The organism is Polyangiaceae bacterium (genome assembly GCA_016715885.1).
Classification (GTDB): Bacteria; Myxococcota_A; Polyangia; order Polyangiales; family Polyangiaceae; genus Polyangium.
In genome coordinates this window covers 1,043,315-1,068,856 of the sequence record JADJXL010000025.1, presented here as the reverse complement: position 1 = coordinate 1,068,856, position 25,542 = coordinate 1,043,315, and the positions used below count along the sequence as shown (strand labels likewise).

Genomic DNA, 25,542 nt, shown 5'->3' with positions numbered 1-25,542 from the left:
GCAAGGAGGTTGGTGCTCATGACAACGCCGATTTTGGACCCTGCGGCAACGCTCCAGTCGATGGCCGATGGAATGCCGGATCCTTGGTTTTTCAAGGATCGTGAGCATCGGTGGGTAGCGTTCAATCGCGCGTTTTGCGAGCTCGTTGGGCGCCCGCGGGACGAGCTGCTCAACAAGACCGACCCCGATTATTTTCCTCCCGAACAGGCGAAGGTGTTTTGGGAGCACGACGACATGGTGTTCAACACTGGTCTTTGTGATTTGAACGAAGAATTGATCACGCGAGCGGACGGGTCGATCAAGGTTTTGTGGACGCGAAAAACCCCGGTGTACGACACGTCGGGCGCGATCATCGGGCTCGTCGGGTTGATCATGGATGTTTCCGATCACCGATCCCACCTTCGTGAGAAAGAGCGTTTCGAAGCGGAGGCTGCGCAGCAGCAAACCATCATCGAGACGCAAGCGAAAATCATCAATAGTTTGTCGGTGCCGGTGCTTGCGGTCTGGAAGGGCATTTTCTTGGTGCCGCTCGTGGGGAGTTTGTCGCACGGCAGATTGGCCAATGCGGTCGAGCGCGTGCTCACGGAGGTGAGTGAGCGTGGGACCGAGACGGTGATCATGGATGTGACGGGCGCTGGTGAAATCGACGTCGACATTGCCGATTTGCTCATGCGTGCGGTTCGCGCGATTGGGCTTCTTGGTTGCCAGACGATTTTGGTGGGAATTGGGCCCGAGACGGCGCGAACGCTCGTCGAGGGGGGCGCTGATTTGGGAAATACGGTGACGTGTGCGTCGCTCGAGCAGGGGTTGTCTCGAGCGCTCGAGCAGCGCCGGAAGAAGCTCGGGCGGCGCTGAATGCGGGACGTTTACGCTTTGATTTGATTGGCGACGGCTTGGGCTTTTGCTTTGGCGGCTTCTTCGTCGCCGAGGTATCTTCGCGAGACGGGTTTCAGGTTCGCATCCAATTCGTAGAGCAGCGGGATGCCGGTGGGGATGTTCATTTCGACGATGTCTTGATCCGACACGTTGTCGAGGTATTTGATGAGGGCGCGGAGGCTATTGCCATGAGCGACGATGATGACGCGTTTTCCATTGCGGATGGCGGGAGCGATTTGCGAATTCCATAGTGGGAGAAACCGCGCCACGGTGTCTTTGAGCGATTCGCTCGCCGGGATTTGGTCGGGTGGGATTTGCGCATACCGCACGTCTTTGCCGGGCCAGCTTGGATCGTCCGGGCTCATGGCGGGCGGGGGAATGTCGTAGCTGCGGCGCCAGATTTTCACCTGAGCTTCGCCGTGTTTTTTGACGGTTTCGGCTTTGTCGAGCCCTTGGAGGGCGCCGTACATGCGTTCGTTTGCGCGGTAATCCTGGACGATGGGGATCCACATCGTGTCGAGGTCTTCCAGCACGATCCACAACGTCTTGATGGCGCGTTTCAGGACGGACGTGTAGGCCACGTCGAAAGCCAGACCTTCTGCGGCGATCATTTTGGCCGCGGCCCGAGCTTCTTCGACGCCTTTTTCGCTGAGGGGCACATCCACCCAGCCGGTAAAACGATTTTCCTTATTCCATTGGCTTTCGCCATGACGAACGAGGACGAGTTTGTGCATTGATTTCTCCGTGGGGCGTTTTTCCTGGCAATCGCTTTACTGTCGTCGCATGTGATTTGCGTTCTGGTTGGCGCAAAGGGAAGGGGGATTTGTCACAATCTGCCCGTGCAAGCGAGCAGATCTGGACAGAGTCGTTTTTTTTGCTCGCACGCGGCGAAGCCATCTGGGTTGCTTTGGCAACGTTCTTTGCACCTCAGATCGCGGCTCGGTGTTTTTTCGCCGAGCATCTTTTCATCGTCGGGCACTTGGCGCCGGCATTCTGCGACGCGAACGCAAATGGTTTCGCACGGTGACTTTTCTTCGCAGCCCAGGGCGAGCGAAACGGGGGCGAAGGCGAGAATCCCGAGGAGCGCGCTGCGAAGAGGCGAATGCATGGCGCTCGCGAGTAAGCCTCAGTCCGGCGCGAGTGTCAAGGTGCAAGGCACCGCTTGGCACGACGCGATCCATCGAAGCTGCTTGGACGGTTGGGGGGCATGTCGCTTGGTCATGTGGGCGAAGCTCGGGTCGCGTGGCTGGGTAGGCGAGCCGGTCATGTGTTTGGCGCGACGCACCATATCGGATGGCCGAAAGGTCCTTTTCAGAAACGACACAATTTCCTTGCGCCGCGGGCAAACCCGTGGTAAGCAGGTTTCATGGCTCAGTTGGCGCAGGACCGTAGTTTTAGAAGTGCGCAACATCGATCGTCGTATCCTGCCGACTGGTATATCGAGGATGACGAACCGGTGCCGACATCGACCAACCAGGTGGGCGTTAAGTGCGTCGGTGGGTAACACTCCATCGGTGGATCGGTTTTGGGGGAGCCCCCCCCCCGGGTCCCCGGGGGGTTTCGGGGGGGGCCCGGGGGGGGCCCGGGGGCCCCCCCCCCCCCCCCCCCGCCGGCGTCGTGCCCCAACTCGCGGGGCCCCCCGGGAGAAGCCATGCTTGCCAATCGCCGGTGAGCTGGCGACGATTGCGTCCACGTGACGTTTTCATTTCATCGAAATCCTTGCCGACAGCTCAGCATGTGCGAGTGCAGCTTTGCGTATTCCCTTTGCGCGTAAGCTCGACGACGTGGATACGACGTCGATAATTGCAGCATTCATGCGCAGGCCTTGCTTTCGCTGATCCCTTCGTGCACATTGGTCCAGCCCGCGCGTCGCTCGACTGGGCGCACCGCGCAAGCGCTTGTCTCGGGAGTCGAAACGTGGCCGCGGATTTTACCTTTGCTTGGGAAACGGCTCAGGGTACGCATGGACCTTGGACTCACCTCTGGGTGGCCACTTTTCGCGGCACCGAGGCGATGTCGAATCTGTACCGGTACGAAATCACCGCCATCGTTCGCGAACCCGCTCCAGACATCGACCCGGACGAACTCGTCCAAATGCGCGCGACGTTACGTATCGCAACGCTAACCGAGCCCGCATATCGCGTCATACATGGAATCATCGTCGAGGCCGAGGAGCTCGGGCCCGTACCGGGCGGCACGCTGATCCGTTTGGTGCTCATGCCGCCGTGGACGCGAGCGATGCATCGACGTCGGTGTCGCATCTTTCTCGAGAAAACAACACGACAAATCATTGAAGACGTGCTCCAGGGCGATCCTTCGCTGCAACTCGAGGCGGGCGCGACGGTTTCACCCGACAGTGGGAATGATGCGAGTTTTACGCCTGCGAAAGAGGTATTTACGTGGCGCGAGTCCGAATCGTCGCGCATCGACGACGTGGCGACGAGGCCCTATTGTGTCCAATACAATGAGAGTGATTTTGCGTTCGTATCGCGGCTGCTCGAGGAAGAAGGCATATCGTACCATTTCGAGAATGGCGATGGCGCGTGTTTATTGGTTTTTTCCGACAAGGACTCCGGCCGCGCGCGTTTGGAGCCATATGATGCTTTGGGACCGGGCATTTCAGGTCGATCGCTATCGTCGATGAAGCTCGGAGCACGTCTCCGGCCGAAAAAAGTATCGATGGTCGATTACAACTGGAAGCAGCCGGCGCTCGACATGAGCGTTGCGGCTCCAGGACGTCCTGCGGCAGAAGACCTGGTGGATCACGAATATCCCGGGCGATATTTGGAATCGCCCGACATGGGAAAACCGCTGGCCAATGCGAAACTCGAAAGGCTCGAGGTGGAAGCGCGTTATGCGGTGGGTGAGGGGACGTGCCGCATTCTTTCGGCGGGCAATTTGTTTGCGCTCGAAAATGTGCCTTCACGGCACGAGGGCGAATACTTGGCGACGAAAATCGAAGTGCGTGGGGAACAGCCGGGCGTGCTTCCGCCGAATGTGGTGGGATCATTGCCGCTCACGGGCGTGCCTTATTTCGTTACCGCCGAATGCGCGCGGTGCGGAAAGGACAAGGGCGAATCGCGCTACCGTCCGCCGCGATCGACGCAGAAGCCGCGCATTCAGGGATCTCAAACGGCGTTCGTGACGGACGAACCGAATTCGCGCGGTGCCGAGATTCACGTAGGCGGGCCGCCTGGCGCAGAAATCGGCTGCGTGCGCGTCAAGTTTCATTGGGATCAGGATACCGATCGTCACAATAGCGAGCCGACGTCTTGTTGGGTTCGCGTGAGTCAAGTATTCGCCGGAGTGGGCGAAGGAGCGGTGTTTCATCCTCGCGTCGGCGTCGAAGTGATCGTCGATTACGAAGAAGGCGATCCGGACAGGCCCATTGTCGTTGGACGCGTGTACAATGGCAAGAACCGTCCGCCGGCGGGCGCTCCCACGGTCAGTACGTTCAAAACGATGTCGAGTCCCGCGACGGGCGAATTCAATGAATTCACCTTCGACGACACGGCCGGGACCGAACGAATCAAATTGCATACGCCCTACAATTGGAATTCGGATTGCGGCAATGATCGCACCGAGAGCGTAGGGAACAACAGTTCGTCGACCGTTGCTGTGGATAGGAATGAATCGACCGGATCCAATCGCAGCACGATGGTTGGTTCGGACAACTCCGAAGTCATCGGGGCCAATGAATCGGTGACCGTGGGATCGAATCAATCCACCGTGGTCGGGTCGAATCAGAGCACCACCGTGGGGGTGGATCGATCGGTGGAGGTCGGTGCGAATCAATCGACGACCGTGGGTGCGAATCAATCGATTACGGTGGGTGGCAATCGTTCGACGACCATATCCGGGGATCGCAGCGAAACCATTGGTGGTAATGCGTCGCAAACCATCGGTGCTTCGAAGGAGGTCGCGGTCGGCGGTTCGAGCGCCGAAACTGTGGGCGCCGACCAAAGCGTCACCGTCGGCGGAAAATCGACGCATACGATTTCTGGCGACGTGGCACTATCTGCGAATGCGCAGGCGACGGCGAGCGTGGGCGCCAACCTTGCGGTGGACGTTGGAGCCGACGGCGCGGTGCAAACGGGTGGCAAGCTCGAAATGATTGCTGGAGGCGACGGTGCATTTCAAGCGGCCAACATTTCCGTGAATGCGGCGGGCGAAATCGTCTTGGCTGCCGGGGGATCGTCCATCAAAATCAGCGGTGCGGGCGTCGAAATCAACGGGGCCATGGTCAAAGCAGCAGGTGCATCCGTTGAAATCACCGGCGGCATCGTCAAGATCAATTGAGGTCGAGCGATGGATCCGATTACTCGAGCTCACCAGAATTTCCTTCGTGAAGCGAAAGCGCTTTTCGGAGCAGGCGAGAAAGTTTTCGTGCGATTCGTGTGTGACCACGAAAATCGCGGCGTTATGCTGAAATCGTTGCGAATATGGGAAGCCGAACGAGAAAACAGGCGCCCATTTTTCTTGTACGAAGAGCCATTTCGCTCCGTGGATGATTTCTTCGATGGATTGAGCAAACAAGTCACCGAGGATTATGCGCGCATTCGTGAGGGGGCCGAAAAGGAAGGCGTTGCGCTGCCAGCCTTCACGCTGCACGATCCCGCGCGTGTCGCGACGCTCGAGCCCATTGGGCGGGCCGTGGTGCATGTCGAGCGCGCGGCAGCTTTGCTGGGCGAACGTTTGGAAGGTGTGCTGCTCGGGCTCTTGCCGAAGCAGATTCATGACGACGCAGCGTGGCAGCAAAGCATCGAAGCGCTGTCGAAAGTGCCATGGTCCTCGCGCGTGCGCCTTGGTGTATTGGATGGTCCAAGCGGACCCTTGGAAGGCATTTGGGGTGAAGTAGGAGCGCGGTTCGAGGTGGACCGGGACGAGCTTTTTGCGTATCTGAAACAGCTCGTATCGAACCAATCCGCAGGTCCTCCATTGGCGTCGAAACCGGCGCCGACGGAAGCTCAGCGAAAGGAATACGAAAAGGCGAGCGGTCAATCGCTCGTGTCCGAGGAAGACGGGCGAAGGTTGCGTCTTCTCTTGATGGAAGCGGCCGAGCATTTAGGGAAGGCGCGATATGCGGATGCGGCGCAGGCGTATGGGCAAGCTCGAGGTCTTTGCCAATTGTATGGGATGCGTCTCGAAGAAGCGGCGATCATGATTGCATTGGCGGGCATTTCGCTTGCGCTTGGAAGTTCGGAAAAGGCCGTAGAATGTTATAGAGTCGCGGCGGACATCGGGCGCGAAAAGGAACATTTTCAGCTCGAGGCGCAGGCTTGTTTGGGCATCGGCGGCGTTCGTACGATGGAAAAAGATTGGCTGCCGGCGGCCAAGGCGTATGAAATGGCGGCCGACGCGGCAAAACGTGCCAAGGTTCCGGCGTTACGTATCGAATCGTTGCGCTTGTGGGGGACGTGTCACGTCATGCGAGGAGCGCGCGAGGAGGCGCTTCCGGTTTGGCAGGACGCACTCGAGGAAGGCGCAGCGCTCGATCCAGAGGCGCGGAAAGCGACGACGCTCGGCGAAGTCGCCAAGGAATTGGCCACGTTTTACGAGCGGCAAGGGATGCGCGCACAAGCGGCGCATGTCCGGTCGCTCGTGGAAGATCCGAAGAAGTAAGGGGGCCTTTCGAATGCAAGCGGCCAAGTGGTTCGACCCCGTTCTCGGCATTGACATTCACATGGTGCTCGTCCCGGCACCACCTTCGCCGACGCCGATTCCTACTCCACTTCCGCACCCGTTCGTGGGAATCGTTTTCGATCCGCTCGGAGCGGCGCTCGGTGCAGCGCTCGGGCTCGCATTCGGTGGAGGTGGCCCCGTTCTTCTTTATGGCGCGATGCCGGCAGGAAATACGGGCACCGAGGTCAAGGCATTGCCGCCTCATTTCCCGACGCCTCCCGGGATTTCTTTTGCGCCCATGGATATTCCGGGCAATGAAGGCACCATCGTCACGGGCAGCAAAACGGTGACCTTCGCCGGATCGTCCGAAGGACGATTGCTGTCGATGGTGATGACGTGCAATTATCCCATCAATTTGCCCACATCGCTTTGCATGGCCATACCGCTCGGTGGACCCATTCTCATTGGTGGTCCGGATTCGTTCGATGTGCTCGCAGCACTCACGCAGGCCATTCGTACAAAGTGGTTTTCCAATTTTTTGATAACAAAATTGAAGGCCGGGCCGCGATTGTCGCGCGTCATCTGTTTTTTGACCGGGCACCCGGTCGACGTCATGACCGGCGAGGTCCTCACCGATGCGGTGGACTTCGAGCTTCCGGGCCCGATGCCATTGAAGTTCGAGCGTTTTTATTATAGCCGCAATCGTCGCGAAGGACCGCTCGGACCAGGCTGGCATCATCCGCTCGATTCCTGGATTGACGATCGGGACGAGGGGGTCGTCGTTTGTTTGCCGGACGGTCGCGAACGGTTGCATCCGCGCCTCGACGAGGGCGTATCGGTGTGGGATCCCATTGACCGGTATTGGCTCGAGCGCACCGAGCGTGGTTATCGGCTGACGATGGTGGACGGCAAACGGTACCATTATGAAAGCGTAAAGCGGGGCAAACACTCGTTTGTCTTGGTACGCATTACGGATCGCAGCGACAATGGCATTGTCCTGAAATACGATGACGGCATCTTGCGGAACGTCATCGATAGCGCAGGGCGTGAATTGCACTTTTTCGTCAGCCACACCGGACGAATCGAGCGAATTCGATCGCATGCTCTCGGCATCGATTTATTGCGTTTTTCCTACGATGCTGAAGGAAAACTCGCTTCCGCAACCGACGCCGAAGGAAATACACTACGTTACGCTTACCGAGGCGGCGTCCTCGTGCAAGAGACGAACCGCAATGGTTTGTCGTTCTACTTTGAATACGATTGGTATGATCCGGACGGGTGGTGTGTTCGGACGTGGGGCGACGGTGGAATTTACGACCATCGGATGACGTACGACAAACTCCGGAACGTGACGCTCGTGGACGATTCCCGTGGCGGTCGGACGCATTATTTTGGAAATCCCGCGGGGCTCGTGGATCGCGAGATCGACCCCACGGGGAGAGAAAAATGTTACGAATGGGACGAGTTTTACCGGAAGACGGCTGAGATCGATGGCGCGGGAAACCGCACGGAATGGGAATACGATGAACGAGGGAACAAAATCGTCGAACGTGACGCCCTTGGCCAGGAAAAACGTTGGAAGTACAATCGATTCGATTCGCCTGTGGAATTCATCGACGAGGCTGGGGGGCAGTGGATCCGCGAATTGGACGACGAGGGCAAACCGACGCTCGCGGTCGATCCGCTTGGAAATGCGTATCGATTTTGGTACGAGCGGCGCGGTTTGCCGAGTGCCGTGGCGGACCCAAAAGGGCGGCGCTTTGCGCTGAAGTACGACGAAGCGGGCAATCTCGCCGAAACCGTGGACTGGGAGGGCCATGTCACGCGGCACGAATACGATGGCCTCGGGAGGATCATCGCGACCACGGACGCGCTCGGTGAACGAACCGAATTTACTTGGGATTTGCGCGGGCGACTCAGAACGGTCACGCAGCCCGATGGTTCGCGGATCGAGCTGGTTCACGACGGCGAAGGCAACCTGGTCGAATGGTCCGACTCGCTAGGACGCATTCGGCATTATCAATATGCGGGGCTCGGCAAGCGCGTGCGGGAAGTCGACCCTGCGGGCGGGATCACGCAATACTTCTACGATACCGAAGAAAACTTGGTGCGTATCGTGAATGCTGCCGGCGCCGAATACCGCATCGATGTAGACTTGGCCGGAAGGGTTGTGAAGGAAACGGGGTTCGATGGTGTCGTCACGCAATTCCGGCACGATCGGGCGGGCAGGTGCATCGAACGCGTACGCGGCGGGCACAAGCGTATGTCGATTGCGTACGACAAACTTGGACGCGTGAAAGCTCAAGTTTTTCCTGGGGGATTACGTCACGCGTATGAATACGACGCCAGAGGGGGTCTCGTTGCGGCGCAAAACGGAGCCTGCACGGTGAAGCGCGCCTACGATGGCGTAGGCAATCTGATTGAAGAGCGCGTGGGCGATCATGTCGTCGAGAGCCAATACGACGAAGTGGGCCTGCGAAAATCGAGGCGCACGAGTGCTGGCGACGAGGTTGCCTATGACGTGAACGGGAATGGGTTTTTGCGCGGAATTTCCGTGGGTTTGCCAGGCCAATCACCGCGACTCACGACAATGACGCGAAACCCCGTTGGTTACGAAATTGCTCGGCTTTTGCCCGGGGCGATTGCCTGCGAATGGTCTCGCGGCACAGGCGGCAGGGCCGAGCTTCGCAGCGTAAAACGTCGTAATACCGAAATTACGAGCACGAAATATGATTGGCGGCCCAATGGCACGCTCGCGGCGACATTGGATCCATTCCAAGGCCGAACAATCTACGAACACGATTCGCGGTCGTATCTGGTTTCGGCAACTTTTTCTGACGGAACGAGTCAATTTCGCTCTGCGGACGCCATCGGAAACATTTATCGCACACGCGAACGCACGGATCGCAATTTCACCGCAAGTGGCGCGCTTTTGCGATCGGGAGACGTCACGTTCAAATATGACGATGAGGGACAACTCGTCGAAAAGATTCTGGCAAACGGTACGAGTTGGCGCTACGTATGGGACGGGGCGGGGCAACTTTCGCGGGTCGTTCGTCCGGACGGCGTCGAAGTGACGTTTGCCTACGATGCACTCGGGCGGCGTATTCGCAAAACGGTCGGTGAACGTTCGACGACGTATGTCTGGGACAAGGACGAGCTTGCGCACGAGCTGCAAAATGATGGCTCGAAAGTAGCATGGGTTTTCGACCCTGGAACGTTCGTCCCGCTAGCGAAAATCGAAGGAAATGCCTACTTCGGCATTCTCGGGGATCATCTTGGCGCACCCACGGCGCTCGTCGACGAAGCGGGCGAGATTGCTTGGCAAGCGCAATTGGATCTTTACGGCGTTGCAAAGAGCGACGTATCGCGCACGTCGTGTCCGTGGCGTTTTCCGGGTCAATACGAAGACGAGGAAACGGGGCTTTATTATAATCGATTCCGCTATTATGATCCGGATTCTGGCATTTACATCAGCCAGGATCCACTGGGTCTCGCTTTTGACCTCAACCTGTATGCATACGTTGCGGATCCGCTTTCGTGGATTGACCCCTTTGGGCTCGGAAAGTGCCGCGGTGGGCAGGCAATGCCCGACATTCCTCGAGGCAACCCAGCGGCTGGCTGGGATCACATTTTCCAGCGCCATGTTCCTGGATTTGGAGCAAATCAGGGGGACCTCTTCCGATTGAGGCCAGGATCGACGGCGGCGGACATCGAACGGCAGCTCGAACGCGCAATGGGCCAGGTGTGGCATTCAGGTCAGCGCATCAGCGATCCCAATCGCATCATGCAAACCTTTGAAAAACGAATGACCATCAATGGAATGAGCGCACGTTACCGCATGGTCGTCGACACGGCCAACAATCGAATCGTCACGTTCTTTCCGGCGCTGGGAGGTTAGTGATGGGCGCCCATCGAGATGCACATGTCGAGCCTGTATTGATGGCCATTACGTCGAAGGACGATCCGCAAACGCCCGACCTTCTGTACTTGAATGGAAACATCGAAATCATGGTGGGCGATTCGGTCATCGTGGTGGGGCCATTCGAGGGGGCGCTTTTGCTTTTGCCGTCGCTCGAAGCGCTGGCGATAGCGGTGTTGCGTTTGCGCGACTTGCATTCGCGCGTCGAAGTCGTCGTCGTGGGAGATTCCCCGTCGTTATGGCTCGTAGGTAAGCCTCCGCCGAAGTCGGATACCGTCGAAATACATTATCGACAGCAAAAAAGCGGTCCTGTCTTGCGTACGGCTTTCGATACGGCCTGTGAACAAGCGATCAAGGATTTCTTGTCGTGGCTCGAAGGGGAGAGGCCAAGTTCCACATGGTCTTCGGAGGCCCAGCACATCCGCCAGACCCTGATTACGGTGTGGCCGAGTTTGGCCTGACGTCCAAGCGATGGTCGCGTTTCATGCACGTCGCGCTTCGCGCACGAGCTCTGCAGCCTTGTCGTTCAATCGCATATTCGTGGCAATGCGTTTCGTCCACAATCGCACGATCGGCATGAGCGCTGCGCGTTGAATGCGGAGCTCGTCGAGCACTTCGCGTGCGTTTCGCCGTTCGAGCCCTACGAGAATGCGAGCGACCTCTTCGAGCGAGATCTCACCACGAAATTGCTCGACGCGCGCCACGTACGCCGCATCATGCGCGTCGCGTAATGCGCGTTTGCCACGCTGCTCGTCCTTTGCGATGGCATCTTTCCATCGCCGATCGTCATGCGTCCAATCATCCGCGGAAATCTCGTGTGCCCGCAAGACATCGGCGCGTGACGTCTTTCCTTCCGCCAATTCTGCTGCAATCGTGGCGTGCTGTTCGATGGTCAATTCGGAACGCGGCGATTCCGATATTGGTTTGTGGGGCGCAGTCGGAATGGGTTTGGCTTGCGCAACCTCTGGTTTCTTGTCTACCGCCGGTTCTAGCGTCGGGATTGGCCCGATCATGGGCGGTTTTTCCACGATCACATCCGCATGCACGGCTGCTGGTGGTGACGAAACCATGGGGGGCGGTGGTACGTCGAACGGCATGTGCGCGACGATTGCAGGGGGCTCTGGATCGGGAATTTCTAGCCGTTCTGTCGGCATTTGGCGCGTTTCCGGCGTATCCGATTGAAATGGCATGACCGCTTTCAATTCGGCGGGGGCGTCGGCAATGTTCAATGCCATCGTTTGAGGGCGATCCGAACTCGTTGTCGTCCGCGTTGGCGGCCATGAGCTCTTGGTCTTGACGGGTTCGGGTATATCTGGTGTTTGCGGCGGGCCCGGAATGAACGGCAATGAAGTCGTCGTTGCTCCCACGGATGGGAATGCCATGGTGGCTGGATAGTCGGCATCTGGTGCTGTGGTGGGCGCAGGAATTTGACTATCGCTGGTTGCGACGTACGCGCGTACTGCGATGACGCCCGGTTCTGCGGGATATTCGAGCAGGACGACACCGCGCCACGTGAGCATGGCCAAGCCGTCGTCGGCATCGATCGTCAGCGTATCGCAACGGAGCCGCATTTCTTGCGACGCTCCGTTTGCTCGCGTCACCGTTGCTTGGGGAACGACGCGCACGAGCTGCGTCCACAATTTGGGATGTCGCGGATGCAGGTTTTCCAGGACAATCGCTTCTTGGCCCGTCAATTCGGCCACTTGTTGATCGATCGACGCAGCATTGAAAAATGCGCCATCGATGTCGTCCGGCAATGGATGCATATTCCAGTTCGCATGATTCCAGGTGCTCGCGTGCCTTCCGAGCAGCGCAGTGCGAACGGGCCAGGTGGGTGCCAGTGGTCCAAGAGCGGCGACGGTCCAATGTTGCTGGACGTGTACATCGATCGTTTTCGAGAAACCACCTACGGCGATGCTCGCCGTGATTGTCGACAATCGATTGTTCGGAGGTGGTATGGCGCGCCCAGTTACCAGAATATCGGCTCGACGTTTGAATGGGGCATAATCGCCGGCGACCTCCATCATTTGCTCGTAATGGCGATCCCATTGAAGCTCGTTCGTCCACGGCGGGCGCTGTACAGCGGCAAGAGGCGACGTTACGGGTTCGAGGTTGAACGTTGCTTTGCAAATGACCGTGAGGGCATGTGCGCCGGGACGCGGTTGCCAGAGCAATTGGGAAACGAGAAGGGGACCATACGAGACAACATCCATGACGCGAAGAAGGATAACAGATGGAGGGATGTCGGGCGAGGTCATCCAAGCATTTATGGCTCGCAGCGAGTGCGTGCTTTTTCGGCACTCGCGGGACCCCGAACTCGCCCGCTTCGCGGGCTCGAACAGCGGGGGCCCCCCCGCAAGCGCCGAAAAAACACGCACCCGCTGCTCTACCTACGACAAGCACGGATAGCTATCGTGCACCTTTACAAACACGTCAACCATTCGCGGCGTCCCGCATTCTGGCACGCCTTGAATCGCTCCACGTCGCGCGCCGCATCGGCAGCTCGAGGGTGCTTCCACTTGGCGTAACAATCACGACGCATGCCAAGAATGCGCTCGTCCCACGGAGGATTCGGCTCGAGCGCCGCAAATGCCGCAACACAAGCATTTTCCTCCGTCATGACTTCAGCCAAGTCGACGCGCAAGAGTCGCCGCGCATTTTCGAGCACATTGACGGCAAATGGCATTTCCAGGGCCTTGAACAACCGCGCCGCGTCCGGCGACCAGCTCTGCCCCAGCTCCCGAGCAAGATCCAAGGCGCGATTCGTGATCATCGTCGATGACCAGGGATCCGTTCGGTATGCAATGAATACTCGCTCGAGCAGCTTGACGGCTTCGCTTCGTTTGCCAATGGCATATTCGTATCTTGCGCGAATGGCATCGGCTTCGATGGGAAAACTCTTGGCATGTTCCTGAATGAACGGCAGCGCAGCCTCTTTTCCATACCAAGCATTGATTTCCGCAAGCATCGCTCGTTCGACGTGACCCGTGGGGCCTCCCTGCTGAAATTCCCACTTGGCAAGGGCTCCCTCGAAATTACCAGCGATATAATTGACGATGGCCTGCACACGCACCTCGGCGTCCGGGGACAAACCTTCGGGGACGGCAGGTTCCGTGCCATCTCCAGCAATCTGTGCGGCCTTGTCCTCGAGGGCGTGATCGAAGTCGATGGTTCCTCCGACGAGCCGCGGACGCCTGTCTTCCTTGCTCTTGCGGATGGGATCGAAAAACACGCTGGCGCTCACGAGATTGCCGACACTGCGGGCAAACCCGAATTCGACACGATTGAGATCATCGGTGTTGTAGATCGCTCCGGGTACGTCCGCGAACGCACGGGCAAACGCACTGCTGGTGACGTAATGCGCAAAAAGGCCATCCACACCTTCCGTGCGCCACGCCACACGCAATGCGCGATGATAAGGCTCGGTCGCGAGCTTTTCCTTCAGTTGCGCAACATTGTATTCGATTGGTTTTTCCGAAGCAACGAGCGCAAGATCGCTGAACCCCAAATACCACGTCTCGACGGAGGGAAATTCCGACGCGAGCGTCGCATAAAGCGTGCGGAGCGTCTCGCTTTCGATCTCGTACACTTGCACCCATTGCACGAAAAGCCCGCCCGGTTCGAGCTTTTTCTTTGCCGCCTGGTAATACTCTCGCGTGAAGAGGCTCGCGACACCCGCGCGATAAGGATTCGACGGTTCGGAAAATATCACATCGTACTTGCGCGGAACCGTGGGCAAAATTTCCCGAGCGTCACCGACGATTCGATTGACTTTCGGATTTTCGAGGACGTTTTCGTTCACGGGAGCACAGCGCCGTCCAATCTCGAACATGGACGGCTCGAGCTCGGCGACGTCCACCTGTTCAATGCTGGGTACGCTTCCCAGCCACCCGGCCGAGCTGCCCGTGCCAAACCCGATGACCATCGCGCGCTTCGGGTTTGGATGCAAAATGGCGCCAAGCAGGCCGCCCATGACCTGCGTTGCCGCATCTCCGCGTGCATTGCCATCGATTTTCCCATTGACGACCATGGCAATGCCATCGGTTGCATCGATGGCCACGCTGCTCTCGCGCCCCTCCGTCTGCCATTCGATGACTCGGCGCGCATCCTGAAACCACGACCGCGCGGCTGTCGGCGTATTCAAAACCAATCTATCGACGCGTCCCGCACCAATTGGCGTGTGTCGCAAGACCGCCGTGGGTCCCGTCGCCGCGAGGGCCCCGATCGCAAGCACTGAAAACAATGGCGCTGCAATCATGACCCGCAGCGACCGAATACGGAACGCAAAAAATGCCGACGAAGCGGCCATCGCAACGAGCACGAAACATGCAATGCGCATCGAACCCGGAGCGGTGAACCACGGAATCAGAAAAAAACCGCCCAGAAGCGCTCCAGCCATGGCTCCGAGCGTGTTGTACGCACCAACAGAGCCCAGGTGAGATCCAACCTTTTGCCTCCCTTTGCCCATCAATGCCACGAGCATCGGGTATTGAGCTCCCGCCACGAGCGACGCGGGCAGCGCCATGATTCCAATGACCGCAAGCCATCCGGGAATGTAATCGAACAAGCGCAATGCCGTTTCCCCATCCGAAACAGGGCGAACCGCCATCGTCAGTAGCCCCAAGCGATCCCCGAAGGCGAAGGGTATGGCCACGAAAAACGCTTCGAGTGCTGCCGTAAGTGCCAGGCTTCTCGGCGTCGGCTGCTTTTTCCGGAAGAACAGCGGATACAAAAGCCCGCCTAGTCCAATGCCGAGCAGCACCACCGCGAGAATGACGCCAAATGTATATACCGTGCCGCCAAGTAGCGGACCAAGCAATCGATACCATACGAGCTCGAGCCAAAAGAAGACGAACCCAGACAAACCTGCAAAAATGAGCACGAATTGCGCCGGAAGTGGGCTCGACTCAGCAGATTCGGTCGCTTCCGCAGCATCCGCCGATTCTTCGACGGTAGACTCGAGCCGGCGATCGATGAGCAGCGCCACCAAGGCGACCATTGCATTGAGAATGGCAGCCGACCACAAGGCGGCTCGCGTGCCCAGCCGTTCCAAAAGCAAAAGCGTGCAAAGCGCCGCACCCGTCACCGCACCCAGCGTATTGGCTGCATAAAGCCAACCTACCGCTCGGCGTTGCGTGTCCCCGGCGCTTTCTGCACTTCGCGCCGCCGCGGGCAACGTTCCGCCCATGAGCACCGTGGGCAAACCGATGACGATCGCCGCGAGCAAGAGACGCAGCACCGTGCCGAACGTCATTCCCAAATGGAACGTGCCCCCGGCAGCTCGATACACGAAACGCGCCAAATCGATGAAAAAGGGGCTCGCCGCCGCCAGCGCCGCAATGCCCACTTCGAGCTTGGCATACATCAAAAGCGGCCGCGGCGTCCTGTCACTACGGCGCCCGAGCAGCAAACTGCCGGCTCCCGCGCCTCCAATGAATATCGCCAGCACCGCCGCGCTCGCCGCCGTCGACGATCCGAAGACCAAACGAAGCTCGCGTTGCCACGCAGTTTGATATACGAGCGCCGACAAACCCGATCCGAACAGGAGCAGCGCAACGGTGAGAGGACGAGCAGATGAGCTCGGTGAAGCGGGCGTTTTTGCAGTCATCGTGGGTGAACCGGACGACGTTGCTTCCGGCGCGCGCATCGTACACGCATCGCGCGCGCAAGCGAAGATGACCGCGCAGCGCGGTCAAACATCCCGAAAAAGATGCCGCACTTCGGCTATTTCGTCGCCATGCAGGAGCTGCCCCAACGCGAGCCGCAATTTCTTCAGCATCGCCGGATTGTCGGGCGTCGCGCTCTTGAACGTATGCAGCGGGATACCCGTGAGCATCGACAAACGCGCGACGAAATACGCATTGTGACGTTTCTGCAAGTATTGAACGATCTTATGCGTGTGACCCGCGAGCACCGCCACATCGTCCTCTCCAGCTTGCTCGAGAAAAACCCCCACGAGCGCTCGACCAAGATCCCGGTCCCCATCGGTGAGCAGCCCATTGGCAGCATCGCGCACATGTCCGCTGCGAAATGCGTATTCCGTATCGTCCGGAAACCGACTGTCCGCGTGAAGCTCGATGAGCTCGGCATCCAAAAGCTCGTCGAGCCATCGCCCCACCGTTCGATCATCCGTCGAGCGGTCGAGCCCAAGCAGAAACGCGACGCCACGCCGCCAAAACGTATGTCCAAACAAACTCGCCGCCCGAAGCGCTCGACGCGCTCCGGCAGATAGATGCTGGATGCGCGCTTGCAAGATGGCCAAGAGCGCTGCCGGCGTTTCGTCCTGATTGCCCGATGAAAAAGCCCGCACGAGCTCCTCGAGAAAGAGCGGGTTGCCTCCCGCGTCGCGCACGAGCCGCGCCACGATGTCGGCCTCCGCGTCGTGTCCAAGGACCGTGCGCACGAAGCGCTCGGCCGCGCGTTTGCTCAGGCCGGAAAGACGTAGCTCCTGCGCTCGGCCCTGCCACGGAAGTGACGCTCGAGGCTCGACGGCGACGCGCTGGGTCGTCACGACAAACAACGGCATGTCCGGCGCGGAACGCAAGATTCCTTCGATGAACCGAATCGTCGACGCATCGACCCAGTGAAAGTCGTCGACGGCGAGGACCATCGGATGCCGCGCGCATTCTGCTGAAATCCAAGCCCGCAAACCGCTCTCGAAACCCGCTGGCACATCGCGCATCGACTCGGGCGACAAGCACACTTCCAGCACCGGATCGAGCGCGACGCTCCTGTTTGTCAAGGACATACATGCGCCGAGACGCACCTCGAGCTTGCGCTGCGCCTCGGCTTTCGAGTCGTCCGGATGCACGTCGGCGAGCTCGCGCAGCGCATGAGCAAGCACGCCATGATTCGCATCGCTACGGCTCGGATCTCCCCGACCATGCAGCACGGTGACGTGGCTGCGATCTTTCCTCACGCGATCGAGAAACGCGCGCAGGAGGCGCGATTTGCCCATGCCCGGCGGCGAAGTCATCACGACGGCGGCGTTGCGCTCGTCTTCGATCACTCCATCGAGCGTCGAAAGAAGCTGACCAATTTCACGTTCGCGACCGATGCAGGAGAGCGCATCTCCAAGCGGCGATTGGTCCTTTCCGAACTCCGTGTCGATGCCCGTGAGCACGATCGACTTCGGCGTTCGCTCGATGTCGTATCCGGGACCGAGCACGCTTGCCGTGGTTTCGTCGATCCAGATTCCGCGCGGCGTTGGCGTGGCGATGTTGGCGATGGCGCGATCGCGCAAAAGCGCCGATGCCCGCTCGAAAACCTCACCTTCGGGCACGCCACCTCGTGGTCCGAGCACGCCTCGACCCGTGACGAGCGTGACTTGCGCGGATGGATTTCGTTCGAGCAGCAACAATGCACAACGCGCAGCGGTCACGGCCTGTTCTTTTGCGCTTGCGCCTTTTCCAACGACGATGGCGAGCGACCCGTCGGCCAGTGATTCGAGCTGCACACCGAGGCGTTCGAGCGTTTCACGAGGCCAGTTCGTTTCGCTCGCGAAGGGCGCGCGGATCGTGGAGTTTGACACGGTCCATCCGTCGCTACGTTCGGGTGTTGCGAGCACCAAGCAATAGAGCGCCAGCTCGGCATCGGTGAGGGCTTTGCGTGCGTGTAGATGCGTCAATGTCGTGACGGCGGTGCCGGGCGCATCCATGTCGAGCGCATCGAGCTCTGCAAGCAGGGCGCGTGCATCACGTGGCCGTTCGGTTGCATCTTTGAGCAGCATGCGCGACAGGAGCGTGTCGAGTCGCGGGGGCGTATCCGGCCGATGAAAACGCATTGGCGGCACTTCCTCGAAGAGCACCTTGGTGAGCACGGCCGTGATGTGATCCCCGGCGAAAGGGGGTTTGCCCGTCAAGCATTGGTAGAGCATGCAGCCGAGCGCGAAGACGTCGGCGCTGGGGCCGATGTCGCCTTGTCCGCGCGCTTGTTCGGGGGCCATGTAGCCCGGTGTGCCGATCAGCATGCCGGTGCGAGTCATTTGGATCGAGCGTCCCAGCCATCGAGCGACGCCGAAGTCGACGATTGCCGGGTTATCGATGCGGCTTTTGCGAAGGATGATGTTGGATGGTTTGAGGTCGCGATGCGTAATGCCGCGATCGTGCGCAAATGCGAGCGCTTCGGCGATACGTCGCACGAGCACGATTGCCTCCGCGATGGGAAGCGGCCGCGCGAGCGTTTTTTCGAGCTCTTCGCCTTCGAGCCACTCCATGACGAGATACGGGCGCCCGTCGCTGGTCAAACCGTGTGCGATGTACTCGACGATTCCCGGATGACGCAGGGACGCAAGCACTTCGGCTTCGCGCAAAAACCGATGGCGCGCGTCGTCCGTCGAGCGCGTCATCGGCGGCATCACTTTGAAGGCGACGCGTCCGCCATCACGCGCCAAATCTTCGGCGGCATAAACGAGACCCATACCGCCGACGTTTGCCAGAGGTCCAATACGAAAACGTCCGCCGACGACGCTGTCAGAGATCTCGTGACCGTGTGCGATGTGCGCCTCCATGTTCAGCGCGGCCGATGGCTCCCACCCCGACGCATGCATTCGGTGATTGTAGTGTGGATATGCGTAGGGTGTCCACCCGAAGTCAAATGAACGTGCGCCGGATCCTAACCGTGCTATTCGGACGAGGGGCGATAATTCGACAGGGGGGACCGCCGAGATGACGAACCGGTATCGAGTGGCGCATGTCGTGCGTAAGTACAATCCGGCGGAATGGGGCGGTGCGGAAACGTATCTAGCGGAAATGACCAAGCGGCTCACCGAGGGCGAATGGGGCTGTGACGTGTATGCTCCCATGGGCCCGACGACGCCCGATCACGCGCTCAATCCTGCTGTTCGCCTCGAACGTTACCATGCATTTCTCCCATTCGTTGCGTCTGCAGAAAGGCGCGCCGCGCTCGTTGCCAATGCGGGCGATATCGCGTCGTTCGATCTCCCATTACGCTTGCTACGTGAGCGACGAATAAGTATCGTACATTTGCATACGACGGGTCGTCTTGGCGCTGCGGCGGCGCTGGCCATGAAATGTTCCGGACGCCCGTACGTCATTGCTGCACACGAGCCGCTTTTGGCCGATACGGATGCGGAAACGATTCCGACCCAATTGCGTGCGCCATTTTCCGGCGCGCTCGATCTGGGGGCGCCACTTGGGGCCATTTTCCGCGCGCGGCGACTCATCGACGATGCCGCTCGCGTCATTGCATTCAGCGAACGAGAACGCCGGGCACTGGAAAAAAGAATCGGCAGACGTGCCGTGCGTATGGACCACGGTGTCGATGTCGAACGGTTCGGACGCGGCGACGGGGGGCGAGCGAAAAACGTTTTTCCGAACCTCGAAGATCACCCCGTCGTGCTCTCCGTGGGGCACCTCTCGCATCAAAAAAATCAATTGCTTTCCTTGCGTGCATTCGCGCGAGGCGCGCCGCCGAATCATCGATTGGTGTATGCTGGCGCCGAAATCGATAGAGGTTACCGCGCGCTGCTCGAAAAGGAAGCTCGAGCGCTCGGCGTGCGAGACCGCGTCGTTTTTCTTGGCAATGTGAAGGCGACGCTTCTTCCCGACCTCTATGCTCGGGCCGACATGGTGCTCGCTCCGTATTCGAATGAAACATTCGGCCTCGTGGTGCTCGAAGCATGGGCAAGCAAGAGACCTGCGCTCTTTGCAGCGCGCTCCTGCCTCAAAGACCTCGCCGATACGCTCGGACAGGACAGCGGCGTCGTGCTTTCGACCGATGATGTCGATGCCTGGGCCGAAACGTTACGACATTTTTTGACGAAACCCGACGCGCGAAAAAAGGCAGCCGAGGCTGGACATACGCTCGTGCGCAGGCGCTTTCATTGGGACGGCGTCGCTTCCAAGCTCGCCACGCTTTATGAAGAAGTGCTCGAAGAAACGCAGGTCCAAGCTGCGTACCCATTCAGGAAATTCCGCGTGCAATGACAATTGTTTTCATCCCTTCACGGGGATGATTAGGTTTCGGAACCCATTTGATCACCGTTCGAGTCGTTTGCTCTCGACTTGCCCGGGGCAGCGTCGAGCAATATCGCAACGAGCATGTCGGACATGACGTTCACGCCCGATCGACACCGCGCAATCAACCAGTCGACGGTCATGACGAGCGGAATGGCCGCGGCAATGACCGTGTCCGACAAACCTGCTACGCCAAGGACGAGCGGCAGGACCACGAGCCCCGCTTCGGGAATCCCCGCGACTCCGGCGGCTGCCATCACCGACGCCAGCGCAATCGTCACCTGACCACTCATGCCGACGTGCAGCCCGAGCGCTTGCGTCAGAAAAATTGCCGTCATCGCCTCGTAAAGCAAAATTCCATCGTTGTTCAGGTTCGTCCCGATGCATGCCGCGAGGCGCGACGATTCCGACGAAACACCCATTCGCGTGAGCGCCTTCAAGGTCACCGGCACCGTGGCGAGGCTGCTATTCGTCGATAGTCCCGTCAAAATGGCATCCGCACCATGACCGAGATACACGCGTGGTGGTTTCTTTCCGACAAACCACGCGGCCAGCGGATAATACAGAAGCGAATGCACAGCAAGGGCCGCGAGGACCGTGACGAGATAAATCCAAATGGATTGAAAAATCGCCAATCCCGTTTTTCCTACGACATCGGCAACCACCCCGAGCACGGCAAACGGGACCGTTCGTACGACGATATCGAGCGCTTCGATGAGCACCGCGTAGATGCTTTCGATTCCATGTTCGAGCGTTCGAGTATCCGGCCCTTCGCCCGCCTCGGCACGCCTGCGCGCGCGGCGTAATGCGGTGCCCACGAGCAGCCCGAGAAGCACGATCGTAATGACGCTGTTTTCGGAAAACGGATCGACAAGACTCTTGGGCACGTACCCGGATAGATTGTCAATGAGGCCCAGGCTTGCTTTTTGAGATGCCGCAATCAGTTCGTGCGCCGGACCGCTCGCTTTGCCATTGGCTGACGATACCGCTGCAAGCACGTCGCCGAAATGACGGCCTGGCTCAAAGGTATTCATGATCGATAAACCGATCATGAGCGCCACGCTGGCATTGAATGCGCAAATCAATAGGAGCCGCACTCCTTTTTTCCAAGATATATCTGTTTTTACGAATGCATCGAGAATGGCAAAGAAGACGAGAGGCACGGCGAGTGCCTTCAGCAGTTTGATGACGAGCATTCCAAGCCGGCCCAGATCTGCCGTCGTGGCGCCGAAAAGGATGGGACGCGGCCCGAAGACGAGGCCGAGCACGATGCCCACGATCACGCCTCCAAGCACTCGCAGATAAAGCGGTATGGGTCTCGTTTGCGGTTGCTTGTCGGTTGCCTCGCTCGCGGTCATGACAACCAGTGATCCACTGGATCCGACGGGCCGTCAATTGTCGTCGTCACGGCTCTTGTTTTACGCTAGGATGTGTTTCACTCGGGCCCTTTGTCGGGCCACGGCTGTTTCGCTTCGGGCGAGAAGGTGGGCTGCAATGAGCACGGACAGTTCACGCCACGTCACGTTGCGCTCGGGCGAACCGAGCCATAAGAACGGTGAATCATCGACGCTGAAGCCACCGAGCATAGGCAATGGCGAGGTGAAGATCTCGCTGATGCCGACACTTGCCCCGGATGACACACACCCAGCAGCATCGACGACGTCGCCGCCGGGATCGGGGCGGTGGACCGTTGCACGTTTGCCCGTCGTCGAAAAGGAAACGTATCGTATCGAAGGCGAGGTCGCGCAAGGAGGCATTGGACGCGTGCTTTCTGCGCGCGACCAGCGACTCGACAGACGTGTTGCCGTAAAGGTATTGCTCGAAGAAAGCGGGGCGTACGAGGATCGATTCGTTCGCGAAGCGCTCGTGACGGCGCGTTTGCAGCATCCATCCATCGTTCCGGTGTACGAAGCGGGAAGGTGGCCATCGGGCGAGCCGTTTTACTCGATGAAACTCGTGTCGGGGCAGCCTCTGCTCGACATCATTGAAAAGACCCGCGCGCTCGATGAACGCTTGCCGCTGTTGCCGCGCGTTTTGGCGGTTGCGGATGCGGTCGCGTATGCGCACGAGAGACGAATCATTCATCGAGATTTGAAGCCGGCCAATATTTTGGTTGGAGCGCACGGTGAAACGGTGCTCATCGATTGGGGTTTGGCGAAGGACTTGAACGAAACGGGTTTGCCCTCCGAAACCGAAACTGCTGGGCCCATGGATCCGAATTTTGCCGCACAGGACAATATTTTGACGATGATGGGCAGCGTCATGGGCACGCCGTCGTACATGCCGCCGGAACAAGCTGCGGGAGATGCGGTCGACGAACGCGCCGACGTGTATGCTCTGGGTGCGATTCTGTATCACGTTTTATCGGGAAAACAGCCGTATGATGGCTACAGTGGCATGCAAACGATCATGCGGGTGCTCGAGCAGCCTCCGGCCGCTCTGACGGCGCTGCAATCGGGTATTCCCAAAGACTTGCTCACGATCATCGAAAAAGCCATGAATCGTGATCGCGAGGCACGTTATCCGACGGCGAAAGAGTTTGCGGAAGATCTGAGGCGATTTCTTTCGGGGCAGCTCGTCGGGGCGCACCATTATTCGTCACGTGAAAGGGCGCTCCGCTTCGTTCGCAAGCACCGGACGGCATTTTCTGTTGCAGCCGTGGCGTGCGGCCTGCTCGTGATGAGCGGAGCGCTTTTCGTGTCGCGCATCGTCGAGGAGCGTGATCGTGCGGAGGCCGAGCGTAGTCGCGCGGAAGCTGCGCGTGAAAAGGCGCTCGTTGCCGAGCAGCGTGCGATTGAAAGAGCCGATGAATTGACGCTCGTCGAAGCGCGCGCGGCGGTCGAGCGAGATCCGAATGCAGCGCTCGCATGGCTGAAAGCGTTATCGCCGACATTTCGCAAATGGAATGCGGCGCGCGTCATTGCGGCAGATGCGTGGTCGCGCGGGGTTTCGACCACGTTCAGCAAACACAAGGAAGTCATCAATCAGATGGCGTTTTCGCCCGACGAAAAACTTCTCGTCACGGTGAGCGACGACCGCACGTCCCGTATTTTCGATATCGCGACGGGTTCGTCGGTGCTGCTCGAAGGGCATACCGACGAAGTTTGGTCGACCGGTTTTTCCAAGGACGGGAAGCGAATTGCCACGGGAGGCAAGGACCGCACGATTAGGCTGTGGGATGTTGCAACAGGACAAACGACGGCCACGCTGGAAGGGCACAAAGCTGGCGTGATCTATACGATTTTTTCACGCGACGACAAACTGCTGTTCAGCCAAAGCGACGATTGTACGCTGCGCGTGTGGGATCTTGCGACGGGCAAGGACCGAATTCTCGCATCGGGGCCGAAAGTTGCATTGAAATCCGTCATTGCGCCGGACGAACGACACTTCATCACGGCGGGCCACGATGGTTCCGTGTGGTTTGTCGGAGTAGACGGTTCCGAGCCGAAGCGGCTGGATGCCATGTCGGTGAATTCGTTGATGGTCCAAGTTGGTGGAGTTTATCCCATGCGGTTTTCCCCGGATGGTCGGTACATCATCGCCGGGGGCGCAGATTCCATCGTTCGCTTGTGGGACATCGCGGGCGAAAAACTCCGACTTCTCGAAGGACAAACCGAGCCCATCACGCGCGTCGCATTTTCCCCCGATGGTCGTTTCGTCGCTGCAGGATCTACCGACGGTTCGCTTCGTTTGTGGGACATCGAAGCCGGCACATCGCGCGCCTTGGCAGCGCAAGAAGCCAATGTTCGTACGCTCGTTTTTTCGCCGGATGGTCGCGTTTTGGCCGCGGGAGGTTACGACAAGGCCGTTCGCGTCATCGATTTATCGACGGGGCGGCGGCGTCGGTTCGTTGGAATGCGAGATGGCGTGGTGCAGACGCTTTTCTCGAAAGACAGCAGCCGCTTGTTCACGGCGAGTGGTGATGGATCCGTGCGCATTTTCCAGCTCAATCAGGACGCAGGCCGTTTGCTCGGACGACACCCGGCGGGCGTACTTGCCGTCAATGTATCGAACCGTGGCGATCGTATCGTGAGTGCCGGAAACGAAGGTGTCGTGCGAGTTTGGTCGACGGTCGGCGAAAAGCCGCCCATCTCGCTGGAAGGACACGTCGGGGCCGTGCATGGTGCAAAGTTTTCTCCGAACGACGAGCTCGTCGTTACCTCGGGAATCGATGGTACGGTTCGAACATGGGATTCGTCCGGACATCAGATTCGCTCGATTTCACTCGAAGGCCCGATGCCGCCCAAGATCGCATTTTCTCCCGACGGAGCGAACGTTGCCATTGGGGATTTCACAGGACGGGTGCGGCTGTGGAACACCGATTCGGGCGACGTACGAGAGGTCGGCACGCACGATGCGCCCATTTTGTATGTCGAGTTTTCCCCGGATGGCCGAAGGCTCGGGACGGCCGGCGGCAAAAAGAGCGCGAAAGTATGGGACCTGGAATCCAGAAAAGCCACCGATCTTCAGGGACATGAATCCGCCGTCGATTGGATAACGTTTTCCCCCGACGGAAGCAGGATAGCGACGGGCTCCTTCGATCACCGTTTGCGCATATGGGATCCAGGCGCATCGGAGCCCCGCACGCTCGATGCAAGTGGTTTCACGGTGCGTGGTTTGTCCTTCTTACCCGACGGCACGTCGATGTTGAGTTACAGCGGTGATAGCACCGCTCGATTGTGGGATGTTCAATCCGGTAAAACCATGCACCTGTTTCGTGGACATCGTGGTCCCATCACGTCGCTCGTACTGGCGCGGGGCGGAATGATGTTCGCGACGGGCAGCGACGACAGCACGGTGCGGCTCTACGATATCGAAGCTGGCGAAAGTCGCGTCGCGGGGGTCCACGAAGGCCCTGTTCGCGCCGTGGGAATCGAGCCTGGGGGCAAATGGGTCGTGAGTGCCGGCGACGATGGCGCAGTCCGCATTTGGTCGGACGACCTGCCGCGCGAGCCGGACGCATTACGCGCCTGGATTACATCCTCAGTATCGGATGAAATCGACGTCAATCAGCTCGGCGAAGGCAGCGTTCCGTTGCCGTAGATACATGTGCGACGCACAGCGTCCGAATATTGCTTGAATGCAAGAAAACTACGGATTGTCACTACGAACCATACACGTGTGACGAAAACCTAACAATCACAA

The 25,542-nt window shown here is 59.0% G+C and carries 12 protein-coding genes; 7 read left to right on the top strand and 5 right to left on the bottom strand.

Annotated features, from left to right (window positions below; genetic code table 11):
* Window positions 1–18: 18 nt before the first annotated feature.
* A complete protein-coding gene (locus tag IPM54_39230) occupies window positions 19–855 on the top strand; it encodes a PAS domain-containing protein (GenBank protein MBK9265810.1) in 837 nt (278 codons plus the stop codon).
* An 11-nt stretch (window positions 856–866) separates the two neighbouring features.
* On the opposite strand, the gene gpmA is transcribed toward IPM54_39230, so the two are convergent.
* A complete protein-coding gene (gpmA, locus tag IPM54_39225) occupies window positions 867–1,610 on the bottom strand; it encodes a 2,3-diphosphoglycerate-dependent phosphoglycerate mutase (GenBank protein ID MBK9265809.1) in 744 nt (247 codons plus the stop codon).
* 1,279 nt (window positions 1,611–2,889) lie between these two features.
* On the opposite strand from gpmA, the gene tssI reads away from it, so the two are divergent.
* The 4 genes from tssI to IPM54_39205 are packed head-to-tail and all read left to right on the top strand — an operon-like array spanning window position 2,890 to window position 10,881.
* A complete protein-coding gene (tssI, locus tag IPM54_39220; protein MBK9265808.1) occupies window positions 2,890–5,175 on the top strand; it encodes a type VI secretion system tip protein VgrG in 2,286 nt (761 codons plus the stop codon).
* 9 nt (window positions 5,176–5,184) lie between these two features.
* Window positions 5,185–6,498, top strand: a complete 1,314-nt coding sequence (locus IPM54_39215) for a hypothetical protein (GenBank protein MBK9265807.1) — start codon at window positions 5,185–5,187, stop codon at window positions 6,496–6,498.
* Between the two features lie 13 nt (window positions 6,499–6,511).
* The gene (locus tag IPM54_39210; protein ID MBK9265806.1) at window positions 6,512–10,399 is read left to right on the top strand and encodes an RHS domain-containing protein; all 3,888 of its coding nucleotides are present in this window, start codon (window positions 6,512–6,514) and stop codon (window positions 10,397–10,399) included.
* 2 nt (window positions 10,400–10,401) lie between these two features.
* Window positions 10,402–10,881, top strand: a complete 480-nt coding sequence (locus tag IPM54_39205; protein MBK9265805.1) for a hypothetical protein — start codon at window positions 10,402–10,404, stop codon at window positions 10,879–10,881.
* Between the two features lie 21 nt (window positions 10,882–10,902).
* On the opposite strand, the gene IPM54_39200 is transcribed toward IPM54_39205, so the two are convergent.
* From IPM54_39200 to IPM54_39190, 3 genes are all read right to left on the bottom strand, one after another.
* Complete coding sequence (locus IPM54_39200; GenBank protein MBK9265804.1) at window positions 10,903–12,633, bottom strand: DUF2169 domain-containing protein; 1,731 nt, start codon at window positions 12,631–12,633, stop codon at window positions 10,903–10,905.
* A 209-nt stretch (window positions 12,634–12,842) separates the two neighbouring features.
* Complete coding sequence (locus IPM54_39195) at window positions 12,843–16,028, bottom strand: fused MFS/spermidine synthase (protein MBK9265803.1); 3,186 nt, start codon at window positions 16,026–16,028, stop codon at window positions 12,843–12,845.
* 84 nt (window positions 16,029–16,112) lie between these two features.
* Window positions 16,113–18,968, bottom strand: a complete 2,856-nt coding sequence (locus IPM54_39190) for a protein kinase (protein MBK9265802.1) — start codon at window positions 18,966–18,968, stop codon at window positions 16,113–16,115.
* Between the two features lie 118 nt (window positions 18,969–19,086).
* On the opposite strand from IPM54_39190, the gene IPM54_39185 reads away from it, so the two are divergent.
* Window positions 19,087–20,367, top strand: a complete 1,281-nt coding sequence (locus IPM54_39185) for a glycosyltransferase family 4 protein (protein MBK9265801.1) — start codon at window positions 19,087–19,089, stop codon at window positions 20,365–20,367.
* Between the two features lie 29 nt (window positions 20,368–20,396).
* Here the strand turns inward: IPM54_39185 and IPM54_39180 are convergent, their stop codons facing one another.
* A complete protein-coding gene (locus IPM54_39180) occupies window positions 20,397–21,755 on the bottom strand; it encodes a dicarboxylate/amino acid:cation symporter (GenBank protein ID MBK9265800.1) in 1,359 nt (452 codons plus the stop codon).
* Window positions 21,756–21,891: 136 nt separating this feature from the next.
* Here IPM54_39180 and IPM54_39175 point away from each other — a divergent pair, with 136 nt between their 5' ends.
* Entirely contained in the window at window positions 21,892–25,440 is a 3,549-nt protein-coding gene (locus tag IPM54_39175) for a protein kinase (protein MBK9265799.1), read from the top strand.
* Window positions 25,441–25,542 lie beyond the last annotated feature (102 nt).

Excerpts from the sequence above, each read along its gene's own strand:
- gpmA (MBK9265809.1), bottom strand. The coding sequence starts at position 1,610 with ATGCACAAACTCGTCCTCGTTCGTCATGGCGAAAGCCAATGGAATAAG.
- IPM54_39215 (MBK9265807.1), top strand. The coding sequence starts at position 5,185 with ATGGATCCGATTACTCGAGCTCACCAGAATTTCCTTCGTGAAGCGAAA.
- IPM54_39180 (MBK9265800.1), bottom strand. The coding sequence starts at position 21,755 with ATGACCGCGAGCGAGGCAACCGACAAGCAACCGCAAACGAGACCCATA.
- IPM54_39205 (MBK9265805.1), top strand. The coding sequence starts at position 10,402 with ATGGGCGCCCATCGAGATGCACATGTCGAGCCTGTATTGATGGCCATT.
- IPM54_39190 (MBK9265802.1), bottom strand. The coding sequence starts at position 18,968 with ATGCATGCGTCGGGGTGGGAGCCATCGGCCGCGCTGAACATGGAGGCG.
- tssI (MBK9265808.1), top strand. The coding sequence starts at position 2,890 with ATGTCGAATCTGTACCGGTACGAAATCACCGCCATCGTTCGCGAACCC.
- IPM54_39210 (MBK9265806.1), top strand. The coding sequence starts at position 6,512 with ATGCAAGCGGCCAAGTGGTTCGACCCCGTTCTCGGCATTGACATTCAC.
- IPM54_39200 (MBK9265804.1), bottom strand. The coding sequence starts at position 12,633 with ATGGATGTTGTCTCGTATGGTCCCCTTCTCGTTTCCCAATTGCTCTGG.
- IPM54_39230 (MBK9265810.1), top strand. The coding sequence starts at position 19 with ATGACAACGCCGATTTTGGACCCTGCGGCAACGCTCCAGTCGATGGCC.
- IPM54_39175 (MBK9265799.1), top strand. The coding sequence starts at position 21,892 with ATGAGCACGGACAGTTCACGCCACGTCACGTTGCGCTCGGGCGAACCG.
- IPM54_39195 (MBK9265803.1), bottom strand. The coding sequence starts at position 16,028 with ATGACTGCAAAAACGCCCGCTTCACCGAGCTCATCTGCTCGTCCTCTC.
- IPM54_39185 (MBK9265801.1), top strand. The coding sequence starts at position 19,087 with ATGACGAACCGGTATCGAGTGGCGCATGTCGTGCGTAAGTACAATCCG.